Consider the following 12,137-nt stretch of genomic DNA (forward strand, 5'->3'; position numbering starts at 1 on the left):
CAGCGCTGATGAGCAGTTCGACACATGTCGCACGCAGAGCCACGGCCCTCGGGCCGGGGCTCGCCCTGCTGTGCGTATTACTGGCCCTGGTCGCCTTTCTCAGCATCACCCTGGGCTCGCGCTCGATCGGCCTGCCTGAGGTGCTGCGTGCCCTGGGCAGCCTGGACACCGACGGGTCGATCAACAGCACGGTGACGCTGGAGCTGCGGGTGCCCCGCACGCTGCTCGGCGTCCTGGTGGGCGCCGCCCTCGGCGTGGCCGGCGCCATCCTGCAGGGCGTCACCCGCAACCCGCTGGCCGATGCGGGCGTCATGGGCATCAACTCCGGCGCGGCCGCCTTCGTGGTCTTCGCCATCACGGTGCTCGGCGTGCGCGGCGCGGGCGTCTACGTCTGGTTCGCCTTCGCCGGGGCGATCGCGGCCCTCGTGCTGGTGTACGCGATCGCCTCGCTCGGCCGGGAGGGCGCCACCCCCGTCAAGCTGGCCCTGTCCGGCGTGGCCGTCACCGCAGGACTGGCTTCGGTGACCACCGGGATCGTGATGACCAACGTGGACGCGCTCAACGAGCTGCGGTTCTGGCAGGTGGGGTCGCTGGCCGGGCGGTACGCCCCGATCCTGACCGGGGTCGCGCCGTTCCTCATCATCGCCCTGATCGCCTCGCTGGGTTTCGGGCGGGCGCTCAACGGGCTCGCGCTCGGCGAGGACATGGCCCGCGGCCTCGGCCAGCAGGTCACCCGCACCCGGACAGCGGCGTTCGCCGTCGTCGCGGTGCTCGCCGGGGCCGCCACGGCCGCCTGCGGACCGATCGTCTTCGTCGGGCTGGTCGTGCCGCACGTCGCGCGGTTCATCTGCGGCCCGGACTACCGGTGGATCCTGCCGTACTCCATGCTGCTGGCCCCGATCGTGCTGCTGCTGGCCGACGTCCTCGGCCGGGTGGTGGTCACCCCCGACGAACTGCAGGTCGGTGTGGTCCTCGGGGTGCTCGGGGCGCCGGCGTTCATCGGCATCGTCCGCTACGGCCGGATGTCGGAGGTGTGATCATGACAGCGACCACACCTGCCGCGCCGCCGGCCGCCGCGACCGCCGGCGCGTTCCGAACCACCCGGCGCCGCCGGGCCACCCGTTCGGTTGTGGTGACGTGCTCGCTGGCCGTGGCCGTCACCGCGCTGTTCGTGCTCACCATGATGGTGGGCAGCTTCCAGCTCAGCGCGGGCGAGGTCATCGCCTCGGTGCTCCAACTGCGTGACGACCCCAGCGTCGACTTCGTCGTCCGGGGGTTGCGGCTGCCCACCGCGGCGTCCGCGCTGGCCGTCGGTCTCGCCCTCGGCGCCGCCGGGACGATCTTCCAGCAGCTGCTGCGCAACCCTCTCGCGTCCCCCGATTTCGTCGGCATCAACGCCGGCGCCGGGTTCGCCGCCATCACCGGGATCGTGCTGTTGCAGGTCGGCGGACTGGCCGTGAGCGCGCTCGCGCTCGCCGGAGCCGTCGTCGCCGCATTGCTGATGTACGTCCTCGCCTGGCGCGACGGCGTCGCCGGCTACCGGTTCATCCTCATCGGCATCGGAGCCACGCTCTTCTTCGACGGCCTGATCGGCTACATGCTGACCCGAGCCCAGCTGTCCGACGCCCGGCAGGCGATGCATTGGCTGACCGGCTCCGTCGGGCAGGCCGAGCCCGGTGAACTTCGGCTCCTCCTCGGCGCCGTGCTGCTCCTCCTGCCCACCGCGGTCCTCCTGCAGCGGCAGCTGCGGGCGCTGGAGCTCGGCGACGACACCGCTCGGGCGCTGGGCATCCGTACCGAGCTCAGCCGCGCCGGCCTGCTTGCCACGGCAGTGGTGCTGACGGCCCTGGCCGTCGCCGTGGCCGGCCCCATCGTCTTCGTCGCACTCGTCGCCGGCCCGATCGCCAACCGGCTGCTCGGCCCCGCCACGGGCGGGATCATCCCAGCCGCGCTGGTCGGAGCCGCGCTGCTGCTCACCGCCGACCTCATCGCCGTCCACCTGCTGCCGACGGCGCTGCCCACCGGCGTGGTGACCGGCGCGGTCGGCGCACCCTACCTGCTGTGGCTGCTGGCCACCACGAACCGGCAAGGAGCGGGCGGATGACCCGGCTACACGCCGAGGGCCTGACCCTCGGCTACGACGACCAGGCGATCGTGACCAACCTCGACGTCCAGGTCCTGGACGGCAAGATCACCATGATCGTGGGCGCCAATGCGTGCGGCAAGTCCACACTGCTGCGCGGCCTGGCCCGGCTGCTCAAGCCCCGCCACGGCGCCGTCTACCTCGACGGCAAGGCGTTGACCGAGATGAGCACCCACGAGGTGGCCAAAGTGCTCGGGCTGCTGCCGCAGACCCCCCTCGCGCCCGACGGCATCACCGTCGCCGACCTGGTCGCCCGCGGCCGCTACCCGCACCAAGGGTGGTTCCGCCGGTGGACCGAACGCGACGACGACGCCGTCACCCGGGCCCTCGACGCCACCGGCACCGCCGACCTGGTCAACCGCCCGCTCCGGCAGCTCTCCGGCGGCCAGCGGCAGCGCGTCTGGGTGGCGATGGCGCTCGCCCAGGACACCGACCTGCTGCTGCTCGACGAACCCACGACCTACCTGGACATCAACCACCAGGTGGAGCTGCTGCGGCTGCTGCGGAAGCTGAACGCGGAGTCCGGGAAGACCATCGTGGTCGTCCTCCACGACCTCAACCTCGCCTGCCGCTTCAGCGACCACGTCATCGCGATGGCGGAAGGCGCCATCGTCGCCGAAGGCGCGCCGACCGAGGTGGTCACCGCCGAGTTGGTCGAGAAAGTCTTCGGCCTCGCCTGCGTGGTGGTGCCCGACCCGGTCGCCGGCACACCGATGGTGGTGCCGTCCTGATGGCGCCTGCAACCGCCAGGAAGCCAGTGCAGAGCAGGTGAAGCAACGACGGTTCCCGCTATGGGCGGACCGCGAGGTGTTGGTCCGGGCATGAGTACCCCCGACACCCGCGTCGCCCCGGCCACCCTGCGCACGGCGACCGGACGCGAGGCCACCCGTTGGGTCGTGGCGCACTGCCGCGCAGTGCCATGGCTGACGGTCGCCGCCGTGCTCACCACGGTGGCCGGGGCGGCGCTTGCCGTGCTGCCGGTGCTCCTGCTCGGCCGGGTGGTCGACGGGGTGATCGCCGGCGAACCACCGTCGATCCTCGTCACGATCGGCGCGCTCATGGTGGCCGCCGCGCTGCTCGGCGCCGTGGCCACCGCGGCGTCGACGTACCTGATCGGACGGCTGGGCGCGGATCTGCTCGCGCGGCTGCGGGAGGGCGCCGTCCGGGCGGTGCTGGGAATGCCGAGCGCGCGGATCGAGCAGGTCGGCCGGGGGGACGTGCTGTCCAGGGTCGGCGACGATGTGGCCGTCATTTCCAAGGGCATCCGCACGGCCATCCCCACGGTGTTCTCGGCGGGAGTGCTGGTCGTCATCGCCACGGCCGGCATGTTCGGGCTGGACTGGCGACTCGGCCTGGCGGGCGCCGGCGCGCTGCCCGCGTACGCGCTGGCCCTGCGCTGGTATCTCCCCCGGTCCGCCCCGCTCTATCGGAGGCAGCGGGCGGCCCAGGCCGATCGTGCGCAAGCGTTGATCAGTGGTCTGAACGGGATCGACACGGTCCGGGTGTACCGCCTTGAGGACGCCTTCCGTGAGAAGGTCACCAGCGAGTCGTGGCGGGTGCGCGATCTCGGTATCGAGGTGTTCCGGCTCTTCGGCCGGTTCGTCGGCAGAGAGAACCGCGCCGAGTTCATCGGGCTGGTCCTGATCGTCGTGGTGGGGTACGCCCTGCTGGAGGCCGATGCCGCCACCCTGGGCGAGGTGTCGGCGGCCCCGCTGGTGTTCCATCGGCTGTTCAACCCACTGGGCTCCATCATGTTCACCTTCGACGAGGCGCAGAAGTCGGGCGCGAGCCTGACCCGGCTGGTCGGGGTGCTGGGCGAGGCCGCGGAGGACCGGCTGGTGGGCAGTGCCGGCGCCGGGTCCGCGGACGTCACGCCGTACCCGGTGACGGTCAAGGGACTGACGTTCAGCTACCCCGATTCCGAGGAGCCGGTCCTCCGGGACGTCGACCTGACGATCCCGGCCGGCGGTTCGCTCGCGCTGGTGGGCGCGACGGGCGCGGGCAAGACCACCCTGGCCGCGCTGATCGCGGGCATCGGCGCCCCGCAGGCCGGATCGGTGCGCATCGGGTCGACCGACCTCGCGGACCTGGACGAGGCGGGGGCTCGGGCCTTGGTGAGCATCCTGACGCAGGAGACGCACGTGTTCTCCGGTTCGCTCGCCGACGACCTGCGGCTGGCCGCGCCGGAAGCGACCGACGCCGAGCTGATGGACGCGTTGCGCACGGCCGGGGCCGACGGGTGGGTCGACGCGCTGCCCGAGGGGCTGAACACCATGGTCGGCGAGGGGGGCGAGCGCCTGGACGTCACCAAGGCCGCCCAGATCGCCTTGGCCCGGCTGGTGCTGGGCCGGTCGCCGGTGGTGGTGCTGGACGAGTCGACCGCGGAGGCGGGCAGCGCGGGCGCCGCCGAGCTGGAGCGGGCCGTGTTGGCCGCGTGTTCGGGCCGGACCACGTTGTTCGTGGCGCACCGGCTGACCCAGGCGATGGCCGCCGACCGGATCGCGGTTTTGGACATGGGACGTGTTGTGGAGCAAGGAACTCACGAGGAGCTGGTGGCTCGGGGCGGCCGGTATGCGCGGCTGTGGCAGGCCTGGCGAGAAGGTAGTTAGCCTCGATGACGACTCCTGACACGCGGCGGCCCCGCCCGGGGTCCGACATCCTCTGGACCGCGCTGCGTCGCAACCTCGGCGCCATGACCTGGGGCACCGTCCTCATGGGCATGTACCAGGCGGGTGAGACCGCCTTCCCCATCGCGCTCGGCCTGATCGTCGAGCACACGATGCGGGAGCGCAGCCTCGGCTCGCTCGCCCTGTCGATCGCCGCGCTGGCCGTGATCATCACGACCGTGTCGCTGTCGTGGCGGTTCGGGATGCGCATCCTGCAGAAGGCCAACACGACCGAGGCGCACCGCTGGCGGGTGCGGGTCGCGGCCTGTGGACTCCAGCCGGTGGCCAGGGACGTCGACCTCAAGTCCGGCGAGGTCCTGACCATCGCCACCGAGGACGCCGACCAGACCGCCGACATCATCGAGGTGGTGCCGCTGCTGGTCAGTTCGCTGGTCGCGGTGCTGATCACGGCGGTGGCGCTGGGCATGGCCAGCATCCAGCTCGGCCTGCTGGTGATCGTGGGAACCGTCGCGATCCTGTCGATCCTGAGCGTGATGTCCAAGCGGATCGGCGTCAGCACCCGCGAACAGCAGGCCCGGGTGGCGCGGGCGGGCGCGAAGGTCGCCGACCTGATCACCGGCCTGCGCCCGCTGCACGGCTTCGGCGGCAACCACGCGGCGTTCCTGTCCTACCGGAGGGTCAGCACGGAGGCGAAGCGCCAGGCGATCACCGTCGCCCGGGTGAACGGCGCGTACGCGGGCACCGCACTGGCCCTCAACGCGGTCCTCGCCGCCGCCGTGACGCTGGCGGCGGGCTGGCTCGCGTTCCAGGGCCAGATCACCATCGGGCAGCTCGTCATGGCCGTGGGGCTGGCGCAGTTCATCATCGAACCGCTCAAGCTGTTCTCCGAGATGCCGAAGTACGTGATGATGGCGCGCGCGTCGGCCGACCGGATGGCGCTGGTGCTGGCCGCGCCGCCGGTGATGACCCCGGGGCGGGACCGCCCGTCCGCGGGCGGAGACCTCGAGGTCGACTGCGTCCACTACGGGTCCCTGCGCAAGCTGTCGTTCCAGGTGTCCGCCGGCGAGTTCGTGGCGATCGCCGCCTACCAGCCGCGCGCGGCGGCCGACCTCGCGGCGGTCCTGGCCGTGAACGTCCCGCCCGGGGCGTATGAGGGTGTGGTGCGGGTCAGCGGGCAGGAGATCGCGGACCTGTCGATCGAGGCGGTCCGCGAGCACATGCTGGTGAACCCGTACGACGGGGAGATCTTCGCGGGCACCCTCCGGACGAACATCGACCCGTCGGGCACCAGCCGGATGCTCGCCGAGGCCGTCGAGGCGTCCATGCTGACCGACGTGGTCGCCCTCCACCGCGAAGGACTCGACTACGGTGTCCGCGACCGCGGCGCGAACCTTTCCGGTGGGCAGCGCCAACGGCTGTCCCTGGCCCGCGCCCTCGCCACCGACGCTGACATCCTCGTCCTGCACGACCCGACGACAGCCGTCGACGCGGTCACCGAACAGCTCATCGCGCGCAACGTCGCCGAGCTGCGCCGGGGCCGCACCACCGTCGTGATCACCAGCAGCCCGGCCCTCCTGGACGCCGCCGACCGGGTCCTCGTCCTGGACGACGGCGTCATCACCGCGGAGGACACGCACAGGAACCTCCTCACCACGGACGGGGACTATCGCCTGGCCGTGGCCCGCTGACCGCTGCACACCCCTTGACCAGACTTAAACAAGAATCCATCATAAGTGGCCATGCGCCATCGAGTCATCCCCTTACTGTCCGCTACCTTGCTCCTCGCATCCTTCGCACCATTCGCGCCCGCTGCCATGGCCGGCCCGAACGCTGCGCAGCTGTGGGTCGAGAGTCCACAAAAGACCGTCTATCGCACGACGACGGTCCCGCAGAGTCCCAGCACCTCCATCAAGCTCGTAGCCGCCCGCGGTGAATACGAGAGCGCGCAGATCGCCGTGCGCGCGAAAGAACGGCTGCGCATCGAGCGCGTCCGATTCGGCAACCTGACCGCCGGCGGCAAACGGCCGATTCCGGGAGCCAACCTGAGTTACCACTTCGTCGCCTACAAGGACGACAGCAAGGTCGCGGCGAACCCGTTCTTCCCCGACCGTGAGGGCAACCTGCTCTATCCCGAGTCGGCCATGCCGGACCCGCTGTCCAACGACCGGGCGACCTGGGTCGAAGCCGGCCAGACTCAGCCCGTCTTCGTGACCGGCTTCGTGCCACGCGGCACGGCGCCCGGCACCTATCGCGGCACGGCGACGGTCGAGACGACTCGCGGCGACTACTCCGTCCCGATCCAGCTCAGCGTGCACAACGTCGAGATCCCCACGATCGACAAGTCACCGTTCACCAATTACCACTGGACGATGACGAACGGTTTCACCTGGGACGGCTTCAGCTGGAACGGTGAGGCCGGCCAGGCCTACGACGTCGGCAAGTATTACTACGGCGTCGAGACCTACAGCGACGCGTGGTTCGACCTCATGGACGAGTTCGCACGCAAGCTTGCCGAATATCGCACCAACATGGTCTGGCTCCGCACCGACCTGTTCCTGCAGTCCACCGGCACTGAGCTTTCGGAATTCGTCCGGGGAATCCCGAGCGACATCGACTGGACGAACTTCGACCGCTACGTCGAGGCGTTCAAGCGGCACGGGATCACCAACTTCGCGAACCAGCATCTCATTCACGCGCTGAACAAGATGCCGGACAGCGAAAAGCCCGACGACAGCTGGAACGCCAAGCTGCCGGACAGCCTGCCTGTCACCGACGCCTTCCTGACGAACTACCTGACCGCGCTGCACCAGCATCTGAAGAGCAAGGGCTGGACGAACGGCCTGACGTGGTATCAGCACATTCGTGACGAGCCCATCACGGCCGACCAGCGCAACCTCTGGACCTATGTCGCACGCAAGATTCAGCAGATTAACGCCGACATCGGCGCCGATTTCCGCACCATGGACGCCGATCCCGAGGGCATCCTGCTCGACGACAAGACCAAGCCCTATGTCGACACCTGGGTTCCGCTGACGCCGGCATTCGAGCACAAGAAGGCGGGTTACAAGGCACAGCAGGCCGCGGGTCAGGCCCTGTGGGTCTACACGTGTGAGGTCAACACTCCCCCGTGGCTCAACCGGTTCTGGACGCAGCCCACGATGACCGGCCGCATGCTGTTCTGGGACCTGGAGCGCGAGGGCGTACAGGGGCATCTGCACTGGGCGTGGAATGCGTGGTACGTGGGCCCCTGGAAGGGCGACTCCTACATCGTCTATCCCGACAAGGCCAACTTGACGGTGAAGAGTAGCCTGCGTCTCGAGGCACATCGCGATGGTCTTGAGGACTACGAGCTCCTCAACATCCTGAGGAAGCGCAACCCGGCCCTGGCGGAGCAGATCGTCGACAGTGCGATCAGCCCGGAGGACCCGCGGCGCTACACACTCGACCCGGCATATCTCGATACTCTGCACGGCTACATCGTGCGGGCGGCGGCGGGCGAGACCGTCGGCGCGATTCCCCAGCCGACAAGCCCCTATGAGGGGCAGGCTGTCCCGCGTACGTTCCTGCTCGACAGCACCGATGACAACATCAGCTACTCCGCCGGCTGGGCGCCGAGGCAGCGGCAGTCCGCCTACCTCGGCAGCGTCCACCTCAGCAAGACCGCCGGCGACAAGGCGACCTACGAGTTCGACGGCACCGGTATCGACGCGTTCTTCGAGAAGAACACGACGACCGGAAAGGCGTCCGTGTCGGTCGACGGTGGGCCGGCCACGGTGATCGATCTCTATGAGGCGGTCCCGTACGACCGCGTCACCGCATATCGAAAGACCGGGTTGCCACCGGGCAAGCACCGCATCGAGATCACCAACCTCGAAAACAGAGAGGTGCGGTTCGACGGATTCCGCGTGCATCTCGCACCTGGGCAGCAGCACTTCGACGCGACGTTGAAGGACTTGAAGCTCACCAATGTCGCGGAATTCAGGTTCGAGGGGCATCGCGGTGACTATGCGCTGCTCGTCGACCAGGCGGCGAGCACCGTCGGCCTGACACCGACGCTGACCGACGCCGGCGGCACGATCACCGTCGATGGCAGCGCCGTGGCCAATGGTGCGACCGTCAACGTCAACGTGGCGAACGGCAAGAACAAGGTCGAGATCCGCACGCTGGCAAGCGATGGCAAGACCGCGAAGGCCTATGAGCTCACCCTCGTGAAGGGCGCGGTCAACACGGCGGACGCCAACATCGCCCGCAGCTATTCGGCGGTGTCGGCTTCGGCGGCCCGTGACGGCGATGGCGGCGTGCAATACGGCCCGCAGAAGATGGTCGACGGCGAATACGGCACGATGTTCGCCGCCAAGCAGGGCTACACCGACGCGAACCCGTTCCCGCACGAGATCGTGCTGGGCTGGAACGAGCCGAAGGCGTTCAACACGCTCGTGGTCGCGACCCGTGGTGGCATTCCGCAGGGCCTGACCGACGTCGACGTCGAGGTCTCGGCCAACGGCACCGACTGGACGACCGCCGCTCAGGGCGTCGCCTTCCGGTGGACGCACGACGACGACGACGGAATCATGGAGTACTCGGTCGCCGATCTTCCTGACCTGCAGGGCGTCAGGAAACTGCGTCTGAAGATCAACGATGCGAACTACACCCGTTGGAGCATGTATGCCGTCTATGAGCTGGAGCTCTACAACCTGCCGGCTCTTCGTTCGGTGACGAGCAGCCCGACGAGGTAGCCGCCACCGAGGACTTCGGTGAGGGAAGCAGATTCGGGGCCCGTCGCCTTGGTCAGGCGACGGGCCCTGTCTGCGGCGCTGCAGGAGCAACGAACGCGGTCGGCGGCGGCTGCCGCGGTGAGACTCGCGTTGATCGTCAAGAGGAGGGCTTCGGGAGGGGAGCGTCGAAGTCGTAGAGGCGGGCGTCGACGTGATCGAGCGCGCGCCGTATCGCACCCAGGACCACGGCCTGCTCCCCCAGATCGGAGATCGCCACCGCGGGAGGTTCGAGGCAGAACGGGTCCAGATGCCGGCGCACCGGCGCAAGCAGCACGTCGCCCGAGCGCGAGACGCCGCCGCCGAGTACCACCAGCTCGGGGTCCACGGTCAGCACCAACGCGGCGATGCCTTCTGCCAGGTCGCGCGCGTACTGCTCGACCGCCCACTGCGCGCCCGGATCGCCGGACCTGGCCGCGGCGAAGACCTGGGCCGCGGCGTCCTGTGGCGCCGTGCCGGGCGGCAGGCCCTGGAAACCCGTCAGATGGACGGGCGCGCGGTGCCAGCCCACCAGCGGCAGCGCGCCGATCTCGCCCGCACCGCCCCTGGCGCCTTTGAGCAGCTTGCCGCCCACCAGGATGCCCGCGCCCGTGCGCACGCCGGACAGCACGAACACCAGGTCGTCGACGCTGCGGGCCTGGCCCCGCCAACGCTCGGCGAGCGCGGCGAGGTTGCAGTCGTTCTCCACCAGCACGGGGCAGCCGAAGCTCGCGCGTAGCTCGCCCGCCAGATCGAGGCCGGTCCACTCAGGAAGGCCGACCGACAGCTTCACCACGCCCTCGGCGGTCACCACGCCGGTGGTGCCGGCGCAAACGGCGGCAATGCGGTCCGCGGTGAGCCCGCCGGCCTCCAGGGCGGCCCCGATCGCTGTCCTGAGGCCCGCCAGTCGCTCGGCGCGGCCGGCAGTGGGGGCGATCTGCTCATCGTGCGCGGCCACGACCGTGCCGTCCAGATCGGCCACGCTGGCCCTGAGCGTGTAGGAGCCGATGTCGATCCCGAGCACGTGGCCACCCGTCGCGTGGAAGGCGAACAACCTGGCCGGCCGGCCCATCTGGCCGCTCTCCGGCGGCAACTCCCTGAGCCAGCCCGCCGCCAGCAACTCCTCGACCAGGCCCTCGACGGTCGGTCTGGAGAGTGCGGCCCCCTTGGCGAGGTCGGTCAGTCCCAGCGGCCCCCGCGACCGGACCGTCCGGAGCGTCGTCACCAGATTGATCCGGCGAAGCCGCGAGGTGTCGCCGCCGCGAATTGTCACACTTGCCCCCCTTGACAGATGCTGCGTCCTAGAAATAAAAACATCTTTCATTAATAATGTACAACCTGTGGGGGATGCGGATGGTCACTCTTGCCGTGATTGGGGCGGGCCTGCGCGGCAGCGGTTACGCCAGGCTGGCGCGCGAAGGCGGGTTGGCCGAGGTCGTGGCCGTCGCCGAGCCCGACGAGGGCAGGCGCGCGGACTTCGCGGCCGAGCACGGCATCCCGGCCGAGCGCGTCTTCGCCGACTGGCGGGACCTGCTGGCCGGCGGGCGGCTGGCCGACGCGGTGATCGTGGCCACGCAGGACCGCCTGCACCTCCAACCCGCCGTACGCGCGGCCGAGCTGGGTTACCACATCCTGCTGGAGAAGCCGATGGCGCCGACGGAGGAGGACGCCACGGCCATCGCCGAGGCCGCCGACCGCAACGGCGTGATCCTGGCGGTCTGCCATGTGCTGCGCTACGCGCCCTACACCACCAGGCTCAAGGAGCTCCTGGACGAGGGCCGGATCGGCCAGATCATGAACATCCAGCACCTGGAGCAGGTCGGCTGGTGGCACCAGGCACACTCCTTCGTGCGGGGGAACTGGCGAAACGAGGCCGAGTCGGCCCCGATGCTACTCGCCAAGGCCTGCCATGATCTCGATTGGATCGTGCACATCAAGGGTGCGGTGCCCGAGCGGGTCTCCTCCTTTGGCAAGCTCGTCCACTTCACCAAAGAGAGCAGGCCCGCGGGGGCTGCCGACCGATGCCTGGACTGCTCGATAGAACCCACCTGCCCCTACTCGGCCAGGCAGTTGTACATGGAGTGCCTCGCCGATAGGGACCGGCACGTCTGGCCGCTGGGCGCGATCACCCGTGACTTCACCGAGAAGGGCGTGCTCACGGCCCTGCGCGAGGGCCCGTACGGCAGATGCGTCTACGCCTGCGACAACGACGTGGTCGACAGCCAGGTGGTGATCATGGAGTTCGCCGACGGCACGAGCGCCACCTGTACCATGACCGCGTTCGGTGCGCTCGAGCACAGGAAGACCAGGATCTTCGGCACGCACGGCTCGATCGAGTGCGACGGCGAGACGCTCCGTGTCCACGACTTCCTCACCAATGAGGTGTCGGTGATCGATGCCCTCGCCGGAGCGGACGCCTCGGCCGCCTCCGGGCACGGAGGTGGTGACGGAGCTCTGATGGAGGCGTTCGTCGCCGCCGTCCGCGACAACGACCCGGCCCTGGTCCCGACCAACGCACAAGCCAGCCTCGCCACGCACCGGGTGGTCTGGGCCGCGGAACAGGCCAGGCACACCCGAACCGTCATCTCGATAGGAAAGGCCCCCCACCATGCGTAA

General features: G+C 69.6%; 8 protein-coding genes. 7 read left to right on the forward strand and 1 reads right to left on the reverse strand.

What is annotated here, in order from left to right:
* Positions 1-8: 8 nt before the first annotated feature.
* From EDD27_RS32035 to EDD27_RS32060, 6 genes are all read left to right on the forward strand, one after another.
* On the forward strand, positions 9-1,037 hold the full coding sequence (locus EDD27_RS32035) for a FecCD family ABC transporter permease (RefSeq protein WP_127935701.1): 1,029 nt from the start codon (positions 9-11) through the stop codon (positions 1,035-1,037).
* A 2-nt stretch (positions 1,038-1,039) separates the two neighbouring features.
* Positions 1,040-2,104 carry a FecCD family ABC transporter permease gene (locus EDD27_RS32040; RefSeq protein ID WP_127935702.1) on the forward strand — a complete coding sequence of 355 codons (1,065 nt, stop codon included), beginning with the start codon at positions 1,040-1,042 and terminating at the stop codon, positions 2,102-2,104.
* The gene (locus EDD27_RS32045; RefSeq protein ID WP_127935703.1) at positions 2,101-2,874 is read left to right on the forward strand and encodes an ABC transporter ATP-binding protein; all 774 of its coding nucleotides are present in this window, start codon (positions 2,101-2,103) and stop codon (positions 2,872-2,874) included. Before EDD27_RS32040 ends, EDD27_RS32045 begins: the two co-directional genes overlap by 4 nt.
* Before the next feature lie 90 nt (positions 2,875-2,964).
* Positions 2,965-4,752 carry an ABC transporter ATP-binding protein gene (locus EDD27_RS32050; RefSeq protein ID WP_127935704.1) on the forward strand — a complete coding sequence of 596 codons (1,788 nt, stop codon included), beginning with the start codon at positions 2,965-2,967 and terminating at the stop codon, positions 4,750-4,752.
* A 5-nt stretch (positions 4,753-4,757) separates the two neighbouring features.
* Positions 4,758-6,458: an ABC transporter ATP-binding protein gene (locus EDD27_RS32055; RefSeq protein ID WP_127935705.1), complete on the forward strand. Its 1,701-nt coding sequence runs from the start codon at positions 4,758-4,760 to the stop codon at positions 6,456-6,458.
* A 51-nt stretch (positions 6,459-6,509) separates the two neighbouring features.
* Positions 6,510-9,506, forward strand: a complete 2,997-nt coding sequence (locus tag EDD27_RS32060; protein WP_127935706.1) for a glycoside hydrolase domain-containing protein — start codon at positions 6,510-6,512, stop codon at positions 9,504-9,506.
* A 136-nt stretch (positions 9,507-9,642) separates the two neighbouring features.
* Here EDD27_RS32060 and EDD27_RS32065 read toward each other — a convergent pair whose 3' ends face one another.
* A complete protein-coding gene (locus tag EDD27_RS32065) occupies positions 9,643-10,794 on the reverse strand; it encodes an ROK family protein (protein WP_206641751.1) in 1,152 nt (383 codons plus the stop codon).
* A 74-nt stretch (positions 10,795-10,868) separates the two neighbouring features.
* Here EDD27_RS32065 and EDD27_RS32070 point away from each other — a divergent pair, with 74 nt between their 5' ends.
* Positions 10,869-12,137, forward strand: coding sequence for a Gfo/Idh/MocA family protein (locus EDD27_RS32070; RefSeq protein ID WP_127935708.1), 1,269 nt, complete (start codon positions 10,869-10,871; stop codon positions 12,135-12,137).

Source organism: Nonomuraea polychroma, assembly GCF_004011505.1.
GTDB lineage: Bacteria > Actinomycetota > Actinomycetes > Streptosporangiales > Streptosporangiaceae > Nonomuraea > Nonomuraea polychroma.